This window comes from Billgrantia aerodenitrificans, from assembly GCF_021404405.1.
Classification (GTDB): Bacteria; Pseudomonadota; Gammaproteobacteria; order Pseudomonadales; family Halomonadaceae; genus Halomonas; species Halomonas aerodenitrificans.
In genome coordinates, this window is sequence record NZ_JABFTV010000002.1 from 371,938 (window position 1) to 389,918 (window position 17,981).

General features: G+C 64.9%; 17 protein-coding genes. 16 read left to right on the top strand and 1 reads right to left on the bottom strand.

The features are described 5' to 3' along the window. The first annotated feature begins 28 nt into the window (after window positions 1–28). The 16 genes from HOP59_RS04970 (at window position 29) to HOP59_RS05045 (ending at window position 16,796) form a co-directional block, all read left to right on the top strand. A complete protein-coding gene (locus HOP59_RS04970; RefSeq protein ID WP_010629304.1) occupies window positions 29–607 on the top strand; it encodes a YqaE/Pmp3 family membrane protein in 579 nt (192 codons plus the stop codon). 345 nt (window positions 608–952) lie between these two features. Continuing rightward, window positions 953–2,485 carry a glycerol kinase GlpK gene (gene glpK, locus HOP59_RS04975; protein ID WP_010629303.1) on the top strand — a complete coding sequence of 511 codons (1,533 nt, stop codon included), beginning with the start codon at window positions 953–955 and terminating at the stop codon, window positions 2,483–2,485. A gap of 51 nt (window positions 2,486–2,536) precedes the next feature. Next, window positions 2,537–3,625, top strand: coding sequence for an ABC transporter ATP-binding protein (locus HOP59_RS04980; RefSeq protein WP_010629302.1), 1,089 nt, complete (start codon window positions 2,537–2,539; stop codon window positions 3,623–3,625). Beyond that, the gene (locus HOP59_RS04985) at window positions 3,625–4,722 is read left to right on the top strand and encodes an ABC transporter ATP-binding protein (RefSeq protein ID WP_010629301.1); all 1,098 of its coding nucleotides are present in this window, start codon (window positions 3,625–3,627) and stop codon (window positions 4,720–4,722) included. Before HOP59_RS04980 ends, HOP59_RS04985 begins: the two co-directional genes overlap by 1 nt. Further along, entirely contained in the window at window positions 4,719–5,603 is an 885-nt protein-coding gene (locus HOP59_RS04990) for a carbohydrate ABC transporter permease (RefSeq protein ID WP_010629300.1), read from the top strand. The genes HOP59_RS04985 and HOP59_RS04990 overlap by 4 nt, the downstream gene beginning before the upstream one ends. Before the next feature lies 1 nt (window position 5,604). Beyond that, a complete protein-coding gene (locus tag HOP59_RS04995) occupies window positions 5,605–6,498 on the top strand; it encodes a carbohydrate ABC transporter permease (protein WP_010629299.1) in 894 nt (297 codons plus the stop codon). A gap of 16 nt (window positions 6,499–6,514) precedes the next feature. Beyond that, window positions 6,515–6,787, top strand: a complete 273-nt coding sequence (locus HOP59_RS05000) for a DUF2160 domain-containing protein (RefSeq protein WP_010629298.1) — start codon at window positions 6,515–6,517, stop codon at window positions 6,785–6,787. Window positions 6,788–6,850: 63 nt separating this feature from the next. After that, the gene (locus HOP59_RS05005; RefSeq protein WP_026038225.1) at window positions 6,851–8,590 is read left to right on the top strand and encodes an ABC transporter substrate-binding protein; all 1,740 of its coding nucleotides are present in this window, start codon (window positions 6,851–6,853) and stop codon (window positions 8,588–8,590) included. Window positions 8,591–8,727: 137 nt separating this feature from the next. Continuing rightward, the gene (locus tag HOP59_RS05010; protein WP_010629296.1) at window positions 8,728–10,440 is read left to right on the top strand and encodes a glycerol-3-phosphate dehydrogenase/oxidase; all 1,713 of its coding nucleotides are present in this window, start codon (window positions 8,728–8,730) and stop codon (window positions 10,438–10,440) included. Window positions 10,441–10,497: 57 nt separating this feature from the next. After that, complete coding sequence (locus HOP59_RS05015; protein ID WP_035591590.1) at window positions 10,498–11,367, top strand: carboxylate/amino acid/amine transporter; 870 nt, start codon at window positions 10,498–10,500, stop codon at window positions 11,365–11,367. Between the two features lie 64 nt (window positions 11,368–11,431). Beyond that, window positions 11,432–12,325, top strand: a complete 894-nt coding sequence (locus HOP59_RS05020) for an NAD(+) kinase (RefSeq protein WP_010629294.1) — start codon at window positions 11,432–11,434, stop codon at window positions 12,323–12,325. Between the two features lie 16 nt (window positions 12,326–12,341). Continuing rightward, on the top strand, window positions 12,342–13,328 hold the full coding sequence (locus HOP59_RS05025; RefSeq protein WP_026038224.1) for a metallophosphoesterase: 987 nt from the start codon (window positions 12,342–12,344) through the stop codon (window positions 13,326–13,328). 228 nt (window positions 13,329–13,556) lie between these two features. Next, window positions 13,557–14,408, top strand: coding sequence for a rhomboid family intramembrane serine protease (locus tag HOP59_RS05030; protein WP_234253046.1), 852 nt, complete (start codon window positions 13,557–13,559; stop codon window positions 14,406–14,408). A 36-nt stretch (window positions 14,409–14,444) separates the two neighbouring features. Further along, on the top strand, window positions 14,445–14,729 hold the full coding sequence (locus HOP59_RS05035; protein WP_234253047.1) for a YeaC family protein: 285 nt from the start codon (window positions 14,445–14,447) through the stop codon (window positions 14,727–14,729). 203 nt (window positions 14,730–14,932) lie between these two features. After that, the gene (locus HOP59_RS05040; RefSeq protein ID WP_234253048.1) at window positions 14,933–15,730 is read left to right on the top strand and encodes a DUF2797 domain-containing protein; all 798 of its coding nucleotides are present in this window, start codon (window positions 14,933–14,935) and stop codon (window positions 15,728–15,730) included. A gap of 70 nt (window positions 15,731–15,800) precedes the next feature. Beyond that, window positions 15,801–16,796, top strand: coding sequence for a zinc-dependent alcohol dehydrogenase family protein (locus HOP59_RS05045; protein WP_234253049.1), 996 nt, complete (start codon window positions 15,801–15,803; stop codon window positions 16,794–16,796). A 4-nt stretch (window positions 16,797–16,800) separates the two neighbouring features. Here the strand turns inward: HOP59_RS05045 and HOP59_RS05050 are convergent, their stop codons facing one another. Continuing rightward, window positions 16,801–17,883: a PA0069 family radical SAM protein gene (locus HOP59_RS05050; protein ID WP_234253050.1), complete on the bottom strand. Its 1,083-nt coding sequence runs from the start codon at window positions 17,881–17,883 to the stop codon at window positions 16,801–16,803. Window positions 17,884–17,981: the final 98 nt, after the last annotated feature.

The following is a 17,981-nucleotide window of genomic DNA, read 5'->3' on the forward strand; positions in this document are numbered from 1 at the left end:
CCCACCATAGTGGGCGATGGAGGAGCAGATGGACGCGCGTGAGTACATGGCACGAAAGGGCCTCGATGGCAGTCGCGACGAGGAGCGTCCCAATACGCTGGAAGAGAAGGCATGGGAGCGTGCCCGCCAGGCCGGTGGGCACCAGCCTCGAGCGGGCACTCCTCACGATTGGGAAGATTGGGAGCGCTACCACGACGAGCTGGCAGAGGGGGCGGAAGGCATCGATCAGAAGATCGATCACGAGGCGCATCGTCGGGCTCTGGAGATCGAACGGAGGGCGCGGGAGGCGGATGAGGCGGTGCAGCACTATACCCCCGCCAACGACACCGTTCCGGCAAGCGCTACCAGGCCGGGCCCGGAGGCTGAACGAGGCGCATCGTCATTGTCGCTTCCGCCCTCGCCGGTAGCGTCATCATCGCCGGCCGAGCCGATGCCTTCAGCGCTGCGCTTCGCCTTCAAGGTGCTTGCCATCCTGTTGCCACCCTTGGCGGTGGGCCTCTCCCAGGGGGGCGCCAAGCGAGTCGTCTACAGCCTGGCATTGACCCTGCTGGGATGGGTGCCGGGCTGCATCTACGCCTGGGTGTGGCTGAAGCGCCGGCTTGGGTGATGTCCTTCCGGGCTCCTGGTAGGCCACCTGTGCACCAGACATTCATTTTCGTTTGTGAATAGTGAGATTGAAAACGAAAGCAATATGCTCGGGCTCGCACGCCATGAGCCGCTATTCGCAGCGCTTTCGCAAAGGGAATCGCAAGAGCAATTCCATAGACTAAGGTCTAGGTGTCTTGGCGAACATGTCTGTTGCCCTCTAATGATCGTTAAGCTAGTCTCGCTATCGTAAACGAACATTTGGGGCTATTTTTGATTGAAATCGAACATTTGACCGAGTGGTTAGTTTTCGTTTCGATCAGCCAGGGCCTCAACTTCGACCCACAAGAATAATCGGGCGAGGCTAATGTCCTACCTACTCTCCATCGATCAAGGCACGACCAGCTCGCGCGCCGTTCTCTTCGACCGCTCCCTGAGCCCGCTGGCCATCGCTCAGCAGGAGCTCGTTCAATCTTTTCCCGACGATGGCTGGGTGGAGCACGACGCCGAAACGATCTGGCAGACGGTGATCGGGGTCTGCCGAGAGGTTCTGCAGCGTACCGGTGTTGCGCCTCGAGACATCGCAGCAATCGGTATTACTAACCAGCGTGAGTCCACCGTGGTCTGGGATCGCGCCACGGGCGCGCCGATCCATCCCGTGATCGTGTGGCAGGATCGGCGTACGGTGGCGCACTGCGATGCGCTCAATGCCGCCGGCCATGCCGAACGGGTACGCGAGCGCACCGGGCTGCTGATCGACCCCTATTTTTCCGCTACCAAGCTGGCCTGGATTCTCGACAACGTACCGGGGGCGCGCCAGCGCGCCGAGCGCGGCGAGCTGGCCTTCGGCACCGTCGACAGCTATCTCGTGTGGCGCTTGACCGGCGGTCGACACCACGCGACCGATGCCACCAACGCCTCACGCACGCTGCTGTTCGACATTCACACCCAGCAGTGGGATGCGGAGCTGCTGACGCTGTTCGACATTCCTGCTGCAGTGCTGCCCGAGGTGCGCGATTCCAGCAGCGATTACGGCAGCACCGAGCCCGGCCTGTTCGGTCACCCCATTCCCATCACCGGCGTGGCCGGCGACCAGCACGCCGCGCTGGTCGGCCAGGCGTGCTTCGAACCCGGCATGGTCAAGAGCACCTACGGTACCGGCTGCTTCATCATGCTCAACGCCGGCGAGCAGGCGGTGGTCTCGAACAACCGCCTGCTGACCACTCTGGCGTATCGGATCGACGGCGTTCCCACCTACGCCCTGGAGGGCAGCATCTTCGTGGCCGGGGCCACGGTGCAGTGGCTGCGCGACGGGCTCAAGCTGTTCGATGACGCCGCCGAGACCGAGCGCTTGGCCGAGCAGACCCGTGCGGGCAGCGGCGTCTATCTGGTACCGGCCTTCACCGGGTTGGGGGCGCCGCACTGGGACCCGCGTGCCCGCGGGGCGATCTTCGGTCTCACCCGCGATACCGGTATTGCCGAGCTGGTGGCCGCCGGGCTGCGCTCGGTGTGCTTCCAGACACGCGATCTTCACCGCTGCATGGAGCAGGACGTCGGCCTCGGCCAGGGCAGGCTGAGGGTCGACGGTGGCATGGTCGCCAATGGCTGGCTGATGCAGTGCCTGGCCGACGTGCTGGGGCAGGAGGTCGACCGCCCGGCGGTGCGCGAAACCACGGCCCTGGGAGCGGCCTATCTGGCGGCGCTGGGTGTCGGCTGGTTCCGCTCGCTGGACGAGCTGGCGGCCAACTGGCAGTGCGAGCGCACCTTCTTCCCACGCATGCCGGCGGATATCCGCGAGTCGCTCTATGCCGGCTGGCAGGTTGCCGTGGAGCGGGTGAAGAGCGAGCGCGAACTTTCTGCCGGATGTGCGACGGAGCACGCATTGTCGCTCGCCGGCTAGAGCCCGCCTGGGGCTCACCCATGACTCAATAACGACGACAAAGAGTTCAGCATGTCCTTGATACTTGAAAACATCGATCACGTGGTCAATGGAGCCGTGCATATCGAGGGCGTCAACCTCGAGTTGGCGCCCGGCTCCTTCAACGTGCTGCTGGGGCGAACCCTGGCCGGTAAGACGACGCTGATGCGCATCATGGCAGGCCTCGAGCCGCCCACCCGCGGCAGGGTGCTGATGCACGGCGAGGACGTCACGCGTACCTCGGTGCGCAAGCGCAACGTCTCGATGGTCTATCAGCAGTTCATCAACTACCCGGCCATGACCGTTTACGACAACATCGCCTCGCCGCTCAAGCTGGCGCGGGTGCCGCGGGAGGAGATACGCCGCCGGGTTCACGAGACGGCCAGCATGCTGCACATCGAGCATCTGCTGGAGCGCTATCCGGCGGAGCTCTCCGGCGGCCAGCAACAGCGCACCGCCATGGGCCGGGCGCTGGTCAAGGATGCCGATCTGATCCTGTTCGACGAGCCTCTGGTCAACCTCGATTACAAGCTGCGCGAGGAGTTTCGCGAGGAGCTGCGCGAGCTGTTCAAGGCGCGCAACTGCATTGCCGTCTATGCCACCACCGAGCCCAACGAGGCGCTGGCCCTGGGCGGGCACACGGCGGTACTGCACGAGGGGCGCCTGCTGCAGTACGGCCCCACCGAAGACGTCTACCACCGCCCGCGCGACGTGCTCACCGCCGAGATGTTCTCCGAGCCGCCGATCAACGTGGTGCCGGCCATCGTCTCGGGCACGGAGGTGACCTTCGACCGCAACGTGCACTTCCCTCTCAATCGCGATCTGGCGGGCCTTTCGCCGGGGCAGTACCAGTTCGGCGTGCGGGCCTCCCACATCGGGCTCGAGCGCCGGACCAAGGACGATCTCGAACTCGAGGTGAAGGTCGACATCGCCGAGATCAGCGGCTCGGAAACCTTCCTGCACGTGCGCAACGAGCTGTTCCATCTGGTGCTGCATCTGGCAGGGGTGCACGAGTTCGCCGTGGACCAGCCGCTCAAGGTCTACTTCCCGACCCACAAGATCTATGCCTTCGACCGGAATGGCGACGTCGTGCACATTCCGTCTCGGCCAGGAGCGCACTGATGGCCCAGATAACTCTCAAGTCGCTGGCGCACAGCTATTCGCCCAACCCCTCGGGTCCCGAGGATTACGCCATTCGCGAAATGGAGCATGTGTGGCACCAGGGTGGCGCCTATGCACTGCTGGGGCCCTCCGGCTGCGGCAAGTCGACCCTGCTCAACATCATCTCGGGCCTGCTGACGCCTTCGGATGGGCAGGTGCTGTTCGACGACCGGGTCATGAACGAGCTGCCGCCCGAAGAGCGCAACATCGCCCAGGTGTTTCAGTTCCCGGTGGTCTACGACACCATGACCGTGTACGAAAATCTGGCCTTCCCGCTGCGCAACGTGGGCACGCCGGCGGCCAAGATTCGCGAGCGCGTGGCGGAAGTGGCCGACGTGCTCGATCTCACCTCGCTGCTCAAGCGCAAGGCGCGCAACCTCACCGCCGACGAGAAGCAGAAGGTCTCCATGGGGCGCGGCCTGGTACGCGACGACGTCTCGGCGATCCTCTTCGACGAGCCGCTCACGGTGATCGACCCCCAGCTCAAGTGGAAGCTCCGGCGCAAGCTCAAGGAGATCCACGAGCGCTTCAACATCACCATGATCTACGTGACCCACGACCAGCTCGAGGCCTCGACCTTCGCCGACAAGATCGCGGTGATGTACGAGGGCCAGGTGGTGCAGTTCGGCACCCCGCGTGAGCTGTTCGAGACCCCGGCACACACCTTCGTCGGCTACTTCATCGGCAGCCCCGGCATGAACCTGATGGAGGTGGCGCGCACCGAAACGGGCGTACGCACCGGCGCCGTCGATCTGACGCTGCCGCCCGCCCTGCGCGATGCCATTCATCGCTCCCGCTCGCGCAACGTCAAGCTCGGCATTCGCCCGGAGTTCGTGGAGGTGCTGACGGAGCCGGGCGAGGCCAGCTATCCCGTCGAGATCGACAACGTGCAGGACCTCGGCACCTACCGCATCGTGTCGTTCACCTTCGCCGGCATACCGTTCCGGGCGCGCCTGGGGGAGGACCGGCCGCTGCCTGCGCGGTATGCCTACGTTCGCTTCCCCGAAGCGTGGCTGAACCTGTACATCGACGAGTTCCGCGTGGAGGTGGGGCAATGAACAAGGTCTACAACAACCGGGCGTGGTTCCTGATCCTGCCCATGCTACTGCTGGTGGCGTTCTCCGCCATCATCCCGTTGATGACGGTGGTCAACTACTCGGTGCAGGACGTGTTCGACGCCAACACGCGCTTCTTCACCGGCACCGAGTGGTTCGAGGTGATGCTCAACGACCCTGCCTTGCAGGCGGCGCTGCTGCGTCAGTTCGCTTTCTCCTTCACCATCCTGGCCATCGAGGTGCCGCTGGGCATCGGCATCGCCCTGCTGATGCCAAAGCGCGGCTGGCAGGCCTCGGCGGTGCTGATCCTGATCACGCTGCCGCTGCTGATTCCGTGGAACGTGGTGGGCAGCATCTGGCAGCTCTTCACCCGCGGCGACATCGGCCTGATGGGGGTGGGCATTCGCGAGCTGGGCTACGCCTACAACATCACCCGCAATCCCGCCGATGCCTGGGCCACCATCATCCTGATGGACGTGTGGCACTGGACCCCGCTGATCGCTCTGCTGTGCTACAGCGGCCTGCGCTCGATTCCCGATGCCTACTATCAGGCGGCGCGCATCGACCGGGCTTCCAAGTGGGCGGTGTTCCGCTATATCCAACTGCCCAAGCTCACCAACGTGCTGGTAATCGGCGTGCTGCTGCGCTTCATGCACTCCTTCATGATCTACGCCGAGCCGTTCGTGCTCACCGGCGGCGGGCCGGGCAGTTCGACCACCTTCCTCAGCCAGTCGTTGACCACCATGGCCATCGGCCAGCAGGACCTGGGCCCCTCGGCGGCGTTCTCGCTGATCTACTTCCTCATCATTCTGCTGGTCTGCTGGGTCTTCTACACCGCGATCATGAACAGCCAGAAAGACAACACCACTCAGGGAGGAGCCTGATATGACCAGCTCCGTACCGACCACCCCCGAAAGCGTGCGCCAGCAGGCCGCCGAAGCCGCTGCACTACGCCGCAAGCGGGCACGTAACGTCACCACCCGCTGGCGCCGCCGCACACTGCTCGGCCTCTATCTCGTGTTCGTGATACTGCCGATCTACTGGCTGCTCAACCTGTCGTTCCAGACCAACAGCGAAATTCTCGGCAGCTTCTCGTTCTGGCCCCAGAACTTCACCGTAGCCAACTATGCACGCATCTTCACCGATGCCAACTGGTACATGGGCTACGTGAACTCGCTGGCCTACGTGCTGATGAACATGCTGATCAGCATCTCGGTGGCGCTGCCGGCGGCCTATGCCTTCAGCCGCTTCCGCTTCATCGGCGACAAGCACCTGTTCTTCTGGCTGCTGACCAACCTGATGGCGCCGCCGGCGGTGTTCCTGCTGCCGTACTTCCAGCTCTACTATTCGGTCGGCCTGTTCGATACCCATATCGCCGTGGCGCTGGCGCACTGCCTGTTCAACATCCCGCTGGCGATCTGGATCCTCGAAGGTTTCATGAGCAGCGTGCCCAAGGAGGTCGATGAAACCGCCTATATCGACGGTTACAGCTTCCCGCGCTTCTTCGTGACCATCTTCCTGCCCATGATCCGTTCGGGAATCGGCGTGACGCTGTTCTTCCTGTTCATGTTCTCGTGGGTCGAGCTGCTGCTCTCCCGCACCCTGACCGCCACCAACGCCCAGCCCATTGCCTCGATCATGACGCGTACCTCGACGGCCTCGGGCATCGACTGGGGCACCCTGGCCGCGGCCGGTGTGCTGACCATCATCCCGGGCATCGTGGTGGTCTACTTCGTGCGCAATCACATCGCCAAGGGCTTTGCCCTGGGCCGGACCTGAAGGGGAGGGAACGACGATGGAATGGATGGTCTGGACATTGCCCACGGCAGTCTTCTTCTCCGTCATCGCCGCGATCCTGCTCGGCATGACGACCTGGGAACTGGTATCGCCCAGCGTGGAACGGCGTGGCTTTCTGCCGATCGCCACCACCCGCGGCGACCGGCTCTTCATCGGGCTGCTCTCCGCTGCCTATATCCACCTGGCAGTGGTCGGCTTCACCGATATCTCGATTTGGTTTGCCCTGGGGGCTTCCGTCCTCTGGTTGCTGGTGCTGATGCGCTGGGGCTGAACCAAGGCCGTACGGACGATAAAGGTGTCACGGATGACTCACAACACGCAGAACGAGGTCAACATGAAGAATAAAAGGATCCAACTGACGGCCATCGCGGGCAGCCTGCTGCTTGCTTCGGCCGCCCTGCACGCCCAGTCAGACGATGCTCGTGCTATCGCCGAGCGATTGGTCGATACGCACTTCCAGAACTCCACGCTCTCGAGGGAGGAGCAGATCGAGGAGCTGCTGTGGTTTGCCCAGGCCGCCGAGCCGTTTCGCGGCATGCAGATCAACACCGTGGCCGAGGGTTTGACCACCCACGTGTGGGAGCGCGACGTGTTGGCACCGGCTTTCGAGGAGCTCACCGGCATTCGCGTCACGCACAACATCATCGGCGAGGGCGATCTGGTCGACAACATGCAGACCCAGATGCAGACCGGACGCAACATCTACGACGGTTTCATCAACGACTCGGATGCCATCGGTACCCACATCCGCTACGGCACCACCATCAACCTCTCCGAGGCGATGGAGAACGAGTGGGCCGACTTCACCTTGCCGACGCTGGATCTGGATGACTTCATCGGCATCCAGTACACCACCGGCCCCGACGGCAGCATCTATCAGCTGCCGGCGCAGCAGTTCGCCAACCTCTACTGGTTCCGCTACGACTGGTTCCAGCGCGAGGACCTGCAGGAGCAATTCCGCGAGATTTACGGCTATGACCTGGGCGTGCCGACCAACTGGACCGCCTATGAGAACATCGCCGAGTTCTTCACCGATCACGTGGGCGAGATCGACGGCGTGCGGGTCTATGGTCACATGGACTACGGCCGTCGCGATCCGTCGCTGGGCTGGCGTTTCCACGACTCCTGGCTCTCCATGGCCGGCATGGGCAGCCCCGGCATTCCGTTCGGCAACCCGGTGGACGACTGGGGCATTCGGGTCGACGAGGAGAGCCGTCCGGTGGGTGCCAGCGTAACCCGCGGCGGCGGCACCAACGCGCCGGCCTCGGTGTTCGCCATGCAGAAGGCGGTGGACTGGCTGCGCGACTACGCACCGCCCGAGGCTCAAGGCATGACCTTCGGCGAGGCCGGTCCGGTTCCCGCCCAGGGCAACATCGCCCAGCAGATCTTCTGGTACACCGCCTTCACTGCCGACATGATCGACCCCAGCGTGGCGGTCACCGACGACGAGGGCAATCCGCTGTGGCGCATGGCACCGTCGCCCACCGGGCCGTATTGGGAAGAGGGCATGAAGGTGGGCTATCAGGACGTGGGTTCCTGGACCTTCTTCGACTCCACCCCCGAGGATCGTCGTACCGCGGCCTGGCTGTTCGGCCAGTTCACCGTGGCCAAGACGGTTTCGCTGGAGAAGCTGATGGCGGGCCTTACGCCGATTCGCGAATCTGACATCTTCTCCGATCAGATGACCGAAATGGCGCCGCGCCTGGGTGGCCTCGTCGAGTTCTATCGCAGCCCCAACGAGTCCATGTGGACGCCGACCGGTACCAACGTGCCCGACTATCCGCGCATGGCACCGCTGTGGTGGCAGAACCTGGCACCGGTCATCAGCGGCGAGATCACGCCTCAGGAAGGTCTCGACAACCTGGCCAGCGCCATGGACAACATCATGGCGCGCCTGGCCCGGGCCAACGTGTTCGAGGCCTATCCGCCGGTGCTCAACGAGGAGCGCGATCCGGAATACTGGCTGTCGCAGCCGGGTGCACCCAAGGCCAAGCTCGACGACGAGATGCCGCAGGGAACCACCATTCCTTACGACCAGATGATGGAAGAGTGGATGGCCGCCGGTACACGTTGATGCCGACTGAAGCCCGGCGCAACGGCTAGGCGCGCCGGGTTTCGCAACCATTCGTGTTTCCGGTAGCCCGTCCGGGTCATTCCAGGCCCCGTTCGGCGCTCGCCGAGCGGGGCCTTTGTCTTTCGAAAGGTCCGCACATGGAACTGCGTAGCAGCAATATCGACAAGCTGAGCGGCGAGGTCTTCGACGTCCTGATCGTGGGCGGCGGTATCAACGGTGCGTCTGCGGCGGCGGCTCTGGCCGGCAAGGGCGTTCGTGTCGCCTTGATCGAGCGCGGCGACTTCGCCGGCAGCACCAGCATGCACTCCTCCAATCTGGTATGGGGCGGCATCAAGTACATGGAGAGCCGCGACTTCGCCCTGGTGCGCAAGCTGTGCCGGAGTCGCAACCACCTGATCAAGAGCTATCCCTCCACGGTTCAGGAGATCCGCTTTCTCACCACCATCACCCAGGGTTTTCGCTACCACCCGCGCTATCTCTGGGCCGGTGCCTGGCTCTACTGGCTGATCGGCAACGGCTTCACCCGCATACCGCGCTTTCTGTCGCCCCAGGCGATAGGCGACAGCGAGGCGATCATCGACACCAGTAGCGCCGTTGGCGGCTTCGAGTACTCCGATGCCTATCTGCACGACAATGATGCCCGTTTCGTCTTCAACTTCGTGCGCGGGGCGCTCAACTACGGCGCCGTGGCGGTCAACTACGTCGAATCGCTGGGTGCCCGGCGCGAATCGGACGGTTGGCTGACCCGCGTGCGCGACGTCATGACGGGCAGGGAGCTGGAGGTGCGCTCGCGGGTGTTGATCAATGCCGCCGGCCCCTGGGTCGACGAGCACAACACGCTCACCGGTCAGTCGACGAACCATCGTCACGTCTATTCGAAGGGCATTCACCTGATTGTGCCGCGGCTGACCGACAGCCAGCGGGTGCTGGCCTTCTTCGCCGACGATGGCCGGCTGTTCTTCGTCATCCCCATGGGGCCGCGAACCTGTATCGGCACCACCGATACCCGGGTCGAGCGTCCGGAAGTGGTAGCGACGGAGGAGGACATCCGCTTCGTGCTCGACAACATCAACAAGCGGCTGCGGCTCGAGCGTCCGCTGGACCAGCAGGACATCATCTCCATCCGCTGCGGCGTTCGCCCCCTGGCGGTCAAGGCTACGGGCGGCGGCGAGCGCGACTTCCTGCAGCTTTCGCGTAAGCATGCCATCGACATCAACCGGCAGGATGCCCATCTGAGCATCTTCGGCGGCAAGCTGACCGATTGCCTCAACGTCGGCGAGGAGGTGGTCGAGGCGGTGAACCGCATGGGGATCGAGGTGCCTTTCCCGAAGCACCGCTGGTACGGCGAGCCGCCCGATCAGGTACGTCGGGAGTTTCTGCACCAGGCCAGGCTGATGCGACTCGACGATCTCACCGCGCAAGCGTCATCCGAGCCGCTGTCGACCCGGCTGTGGCGGCGCTATGGCACCCACGCGCTGGAGATGCTGGAAGAGATCCGCGAGGACCCCCGCCAGGCCGAAGTGCTGATAGAGGGCACCGAGTACCTGCGCTGCGAACTACACTACGCCAAGCGGCGCGAGATGATCACGCGGCTGGAGGACTTCCTGCGCCGGCGCTCGAAGATCGCTCTGGTGGTGCATGAAGAGGCGATGCGTCGCTCGCCCGGTTTGCGTGAGGCCTGTGTGATTCTGTTCGGCGACGAGGCCGATGCGCGCCTGGAGGAGTACTTCGCCACGACCCGGCGCGAGCGCAGCGAGGCCGCCGCCGTCGAGCGGGCTGCCACGGTCACCGCGGCGAGTGCAGCGCTAGCGGAGCCGGGAGCCGAACCGGGACGTCAGGCGTCGCATTGATGCGCGGCGGGTTGGCAGTATAATCCGCGTCAACTCAAATCGAATGTGAGGTTGACCGTGGGCTACTTGATCGGCGTTACCGCGCTCTGGGCCTTCTCGTTCTCATTGATCGGCGTCTATCTGGCCGGTCAGGTGGACAGCTATTTCGCGGTGCTGGTGCGTGTGATGCTGGCGGCCCTGGTGTTTCTGCCGTTCCTGCGCCCCAGGCTGCTGGCCGGCCGCCAGCGGCTGGCCTTGATGGGCCTGGGCGCCGTGCAACTGGGCGTGATGTACATCTTCTTCTACCAGTCCTTCCTGCTGCTCACGGTGCCGGAGGTGCTGCTCTTCACCATCTTCACGCCGCTCTACGTGACGCTGCTCGACGATGCCCTGTTCGGCCGCTTCACGCCGTTCTACCTGCTCACCGCCGCCCTGGCGGTAGTGGGAGCGGCGGTGATCCGCTACGACGGTATCGACAGCGGCTTCCTGCTCGGTTTCCTGGTGGTCCAGGGGGCCAACCTCTGCTTTGCGCTGGGCCAGGTGGGCTATCGGCGCCTTTCCGCGGATCTGCCCGCCGAGCTACCCCGCCACAGCGTCTTTGCCTGGTTCTACCTCGGCGCTCTGGTCGTGGCGCTGCCGGCTTTCGCGCTGCTCGGCAATGCCTCGGCGCTGCCTACCACCAGCGTGCACTGGGGCGTACTGGCCTGGCTGGGGCTGGTGGCATCCGGGCTTGGCTACTTCTTCTGGAACCTGGGGGCCACCCGGGTGGATGCCGGGGCCCTGGCCATCATGAACAACGCGCTGATCCCGGCCGGGCTGCTGGTCAATCTGGTGATCTGGAACCGCGACGCCGATCTGCTGCGGCTGGGGCTGGGCGGGGCGATCATCGTCGGCTCGCTGGTCCTCAACGAGTGGTGGCTGCGCCGCCGCGCTGCCGTTCCCGCCTGAGACGCGTTTGCCCGTCCTGCCCACTGTCTCCATAATGAACGCCCACGACGCGAGAGGCGAGGGCATGCACAAGCAGCACGACGGGTTCAAGAACATCGGTCTGATCGGCCGCCTGGGCAGCACCAAGGTGGTCGAGACCCTCGAGCGACTGCTTCGTCTTCTCGATGAGCGTGGCCTGCATGTGATCGTCGAGGATCGCACCGCGACCGTGCTGCCCGATCATGGTCATCCCGAGGCCAGCCGCCGCACGCTGGGTGAGCTCTGCGACCTGGTCATCGTGGTGGGCGGCGACGGCAGCCTGCTGGGCGCCGCCCGTACGCTGTGCCACAGCGGCACCCTGATGCTTGGCGTCAACCGTGGCCGCCTGGGTTTTCTCACCGACATCTCGCCGGACGAACTCGAAGAGCGGGTAGGGCAGGTGCTGGACGGCCAGTACGAAGTGGAAGAGCGCTTCCTGCTCGACGCCGAGCTGTACCGGGACGGTACCCTGGTGGGCAGCGGCGATGCCCTCAACGAGGTCGTGCTGCACCCCGGCAAGGCGGTGCGCATGATCGAATTCGAGCTATTCATCGACAAGCAGTTCGTCTGCAGCCAGCGTAGCGACGGCCTGATCATGGCCACGCCCACTGGCTCGACCGCCTATGCGCTGTCGGGCGGCGGTTCGATCATGCACCCCAAGCTGGACGTGATCGAGCTGGTGCCGATGTTCCCCCACACGCTCTCCAGCCGGCCCATCGTCATCGATGCCGCCAGCGAAATCCACGTGCACATCGGTGAGACCAACCAGACCTACCCGCACATCAGCTGCGACGGCCAGACCCGTGCCGTGGCCAAGCCCGACGACGTGCTGGTGGTGAAGCGCAAGCCGCAGCGGGTGCAACTCGTGCATCCGCTCGGTCATAACTTCTATGAGGTCCTGCGCAGCAAGCTGGGCTGGAGCAACCGGCTGGGAGATTGAGGTGAGGCAGGCGGCGATAGAAGGCTACGATCTGATCGGTGACGTGCACGGCTGCGGGGCGACCCTGGGGGCGCTGCTGGAGAAGCTTGGCTACCATCAGCGTGGCGGCGTCTACCGTCACCCCCGGCGCAAGGCGATCTTCCTCGGCGACCTGATCGATCGCGGCCCGCGCATTCGCCTGGCGGTGAGCATCGCCCGGCGCATGGTGGAAGAGGGCGAGGCGCATATCGTCATGGGCAATCATGAATACAACGCCCTGGCCTACAGCCACCGCGCGCCACGCCAGTTGGGGCGCGAATGGCTACGTGAACACACGCCCCGGCACAACCGCATCATCAAGGAAACCCTCGACCAGTACCGCGACCATCCCGCCGAGTGGGACGAGACGCTGAGCTGGTTCATGGAAATCCCGCTGTATCTCGACTTCGACGCCTTCCGCGTGGTGCACGCCTGCTGGGACCAGCCCCTGGTCGATGCGCTGGAAAAAGAGTGCCCAGGAGGCACCATCGACGAGCCGTTCCTCAGGCAGTCCGTCGATTCGAGCACGCTGGCCTATCGCATACTAGACCGCCTGACTCGTGGCGTGCATCTGCCCCTGCCCACCGGGGTGGAGATCCACTCCGGCGACGGCTTCACCCGACGCAGTTTCCGCGCCCACTTCTGGGCGCGCGAACCCCAGACCTGGGGCGACGTCATCTTTCAGCCCGACAACCTGCCCGACGCTCTAGAAGAGCGTGAGCTGACCGCGGCCGAGCGGGCCCGCCTGCCGCACTACGGGCTCGACCAGCCGCCGCTGTTCATTGGCCACTACTGGTGTGAAGGGGTGCCGGCGCTGCCCACGGCCAACATTGCCTGTCTCGACTACAGCGCGGTTAAGTTCGGGCGTCTCGTCGCCTACCGCTGGAGCGGCGAACGGCGGCTGGACGCCAACCATTTCGTCTGGGTGAGGGTGCCGCAGGAAGAGGCTGCAAGGCCGAGGCCGTGGGAGATCGACTTCGACTAAAAGGCGGATACAAAGTTTTACAACTTTTTTTCTCACGGCCCTGAACTTCCCCTCGGCTCGCTCGTCTGAGTAAGTGTTCCCTTGAATGATCCCTTGCTCTTGTCCGGCGGCCCCCCTTCCGCCGGATTTTTTCTGTGCCCCGATTTTTCTGTGCATCAGTGGGCGGATTTGAGAAAAGCCCCGCCGCAGCGCAAGATTGCACTCATTACCTTGGTTCAGGAAGCGTTCATGTATCGCATCATGCTGTTCCCCCACGAAACGGACACCAGCGAACTTCGTCGCGCGCTGTGGGCGCATCGCATCGGGCACCGCTTTACCGAGGAAACGGAAGGTCAGGTGCTGTGGCTGGCCAATCCGGATCAGCACGACGCCCTGATGCAGCTGCTGACACGCTGGCAGCGCGGAGAGCGGGTCATGCCCGAGCGTCGCAAGCGTTCGTCGGGCACCGGCGGTTCCCTGGCCGTGGCCTTCCGCCAGGCGCCGGTCACCGCCGCAGCGCTGGGGATCTCGCTGCTGGTCTTCGCCCTGATGTACCTGCTCGGCGATATCGTAGTGGCCATGCTGACCATCGTGCCGGTCGGGATCGTCAACGGCAGCCTGGCGTTTGGCAGCCTGACCGACTCCATTTCCTCGGGGCAGGTATGGCGTCTGCTGTCGCCGGCCTTCATCCACTTCGGCTGGATGCACCTGATCTTCAACATGATGTGGCTATGGTATTTCGGCCGCCAGGTCGAGACCCTACAGGGCAGCGGACGCATGCTGATGATCCTGCTGGTGGCAGGCATCGGCGCCAACCTGGCCCAGTACGCCACCGGCACCGTGCTGTTCGGCGGTATGTCGGGAGTCGACTTCGCGCTGCTCGGCTATGTCTGGCTGATGTCGCGCCGCGCGCCGCACAGCGGCTTCTTCGTGCCGCAGATGCTGGTGGTGTTCATGCTCGGCTGGATGGTGTTCACCATGACCGACATGGCCGCCGCGGTAGGCTTCGGCAACGTGGCCAACGAGGCGCACCTGGGCGGGCTGGTCGTGGGGCTGGCGTTGGGGTGGTATTATTCGGGCCGTGCTCGTCATCTTCACTGAGCCGTCACTTCGAGAGAGTTCCCCGAGAGAGTTCCAATGAGCGATATGACCTTTGAGCGCATGATCCGTCAGATGACGCCGGCCATCTACGAAAGCCTCAAGCAGGCGGTGGCGCTGCGCAAATGGCCGGACGGGCGCATGCTGACTGCAGAGCAGACCGAGCTCTGCCTCGAGGCGGTGATTCGCTACGAGCACGAGAACCACGTGCCCGAGGAGCTGCGCGTGGGCTACCTGCAGCAACGCACCTGCGGCAGCGCCAGCAGCGGTACCGACGTACCACCCGAGCTGGCTGGGTTGGCCCGGGATGCCTCCCGTGACTGAGGAAATGCGGCATACATGGCTGCGCGGGCGAATCGCTGCGTTGCGCGGTGCGCGGAATCCTCACATATACCCCATATGCTCCGGTTCCTGTGCTCCGTGCGCCTTGCGCTTCATCCCGCTCGCCAGTCTATGCCACATCCCCTATGAATATTATTGAAACGAAAGAAATCGATTCCGCCGTAGTTCAGGGCTGCCTGAGCAAGATGGCCGTTGCACCGGGCGAGCAGGGCGGCGCGGTGCGCTATAGGCTGCGTGCCGGTGAACATCGCCTCGACCTCAATGCGCGGCTCGGCCAGCCGCTGCGGCTGGAGTGGACCGGTGCGATTGCCTGTACCCACTGCGGCCGGGCAACCAAGAAAAGCTTCGCCCAGGGCTACTGCTACCCCTGCTTCACCCGGCTGGCCCAGTGCGACACCTGCATCGTCAAGCCCGAGACCTGCCACTTCGACGCCGGCACCTGCCGTGAGCCGGAGTGGGCCGAGCGCCACTGTTTCCAGCCCCACGTCATCTACCTGGCCAATTCCTCCGGCCTCAAGGTGGGCATCACCCGCGGCACCCAGGTGCCCACGCGCTGGCTCGATCAGGGCGCGATCCAGGCATTGCCGATCCTGTCGGTCGAGACGCGCCAGCAGTCGGGCCTGGTCGAGATGCTGTTCAAGGAGGAAGTGGCCGACCGCACCAACTGGCGCGCCATGCTCAAGGGCGAGGTCGAGCCGATGGACCTGCTGACCGAGCGCGATCGCCTCCTGGCGCGCCTGGAGAGTGGGCTGGGCCAGCTGCGCCAGCGCTTCGGCGCCGATGCCATTCGCCTGCTCGACGAGCCGCCGGTGAGCTTCGACTACCCAGTACTGGAGTTCCCACGCAAGATCGTCTCCCACAACTTCGACAAGAAGCCCGAGGTGACCGGCACTCTGCTGGGACTCAAGGGGCAGTACCTGATCCTCGACAGCGGCGTGATCAACCTGCGCAAGTTCACCGGCTACGAAGTGGCGGTGAGCTGAGCACGGAACTGAGCGCAGCCGAGAGGCTGCGCTATGCTCCCGTGAGAGATCTCTTTCAGGGGAGCCTGCCATGGATCAGATGCGCGCCATGCGCCTGCATGCCCCCGGCCAGCCGCTGCAGCTGGACCGGATCCCCAGACCACAGCCCGACAGCGCCCAGGTGCAGTTCCGCGTGCTGGCCTGTGGCGTCTGCCGCACCGACCTGCATGTGGTAGACGGCGAGCTGCCTTCGCCCGTACTGCCGCTGATACCCGGCCACGAGATCGTCGGCGAGGTCACGGCGCTAGGCGAGGGTGTCCATCACCTGAGCGTGGGCATGCGCATCGGCGTGCCCTGGCTGGGGTGGACTTGCGGCGAGTGCGAGGCCTGCCTGGCCGGTCGCGAGAATCTCTGCCCTCACGCGCGCTTCACCGGCTATACCCTCGATGGCGGCTACGCCGAGTACGGCGTGGCCGATGCCCGCTACTGTTTCCCCTTGATCGCCGAGGACGCCCAGGCCGCCGCACCGCTGCTGTGCGCGGGGTTGATCGGCTACCGCACCTGGCGCCTGGCCGGTGGCGAGCAGAACCGCCGCCTCGGCATCTACGGTTTCGGCGCTGCGGCCCATATCCTCGTTCAGCTTGCCGTGGCGTGTGGACAGCGAGTCTACGCTTTCACCCGACCGGGCGACGCCGCCGCCCAGACCTTCGCCCGACGGCTCGGGGCCGTTTGGGCCGGCGATGCCGACCAGGCGCCGCCGGAGCCCCTCGATGCCGCGCTGCTGTTCGCGCCGGTGGGAGAGCTGGTACCCCTGGCCCTGGCGCAGGTACGTCCGGGTGGCACGGTAGTCTCCGGCGGTATCCACATGTCCGACATTCCCGCCTTTCCCTATCGCCTGCTGTGGCAGGAGCGCAGCGTCAAGTCGGTGGCCAACCTCACCCGCCAGGACGGCGAGGAGTTCCTGGCCCTGGCGCCTACGGTGCCGATTCGCACCGAGACGCGCGCCTATTCCCTGGAGCAGGCCAACCAGGCGTTGGCCGACCTGCGCGAGGGTCGACTGACGGGAGCTGCCGTCATCGTGCCTTGAGGCGTCACTCGAACAGGTCGCCCTGGGCTCGTGGCGGGCGGAACGCGGTCACGTCGAGCTGTCGCGATTCGCTGGTGGCTGGGTCGTTGAGGCCCAGCCGTCGGCAGATCTTGTCGAAGCGCTGGGCGATCAGCTCGGCGAACACCCCCTCGCCGCGCATGCGCTTGCCGAAGCGGCTGTCGTAGTCGGCACCGCCGCGACTCTGCCGCACCAGACTCATCACCTTGCGTGCCCGCTCGGGGTAGTGGGCTTCCAGCCAATCCTCGAACAGCGGGGCCACTTCCCGCGGCAGGCGCAGCAGCGTCCAGCCGGCCCACTGCGCGCCGGCGTCTCGCGCCGCTGCCAGCAACCGGTCCAGCTCATGGTCGGTCAGGCCCGGTATCACCGGCGCCACCATCACCCCCACCGGAATGCCGGCTTCGTGTAGCCGCTGCACGGTGCGCAGGCGCGCGGCGGGGGAAGCGGTCCGGGGCTCCAGGCTGCGCTTGAGCTCGGTGTCCAGGCTGGTCAGGCTGATCGACACCCGCACCAGCCGCTGGCGGGCCAATTCCCCTAGCAGGTCCAGATCGCGCAGGATCAGTGCGCTCTTGGTGATGATCGATACCGGATGGCGGCATTCGAGCAGGAAGCCCAGTATCTCGCGGCTGGTGCCGCGTTCCGCCTCCAGCGGCTGATAGCAGTCGGTGTTGCCGGAGAAGGCGATGGGACGACACACGTAGCTGCGCTTGCAGAACTCCTCGCGCAGGCGATCCACCAGGCCGCTGCGGGCAATCAGCCGGGTCTCGAAGTCGATGCCCGGCGACATGTCCCAGTAGGCGTGGCTCGGTCGCGCGTAGCAGTAAATGCAGCCGTGTTCGCAGCCGCGGTAGGGGTTGAGGGAGCGGTCGAAGGCTAGATCCGGGGAGTCGTTCCACGCCAGCGCGCTGCGCGCCCGCTCCTCGCTGACCACCGTGGCCAGGCGCGTCGGCATCTCCTCCTGCCACCAGCCGTCGTCCTCCGTTTCGCTGTGGGTGGGGGCGAAGCGGTTGCTGGGGTTGTAGGTGGCGCCGCGACCCTTGCGCGTTTGCTTGATGTCGAAGTGGGGCATGGCGAGTCTTCATTTAACTGTATTCATATACAGTGTAGTGGGGCATTGGCCAGGTGCCAATCGTCAACGGCTCCACCTGGCGGGCATTTGCCCGGGGT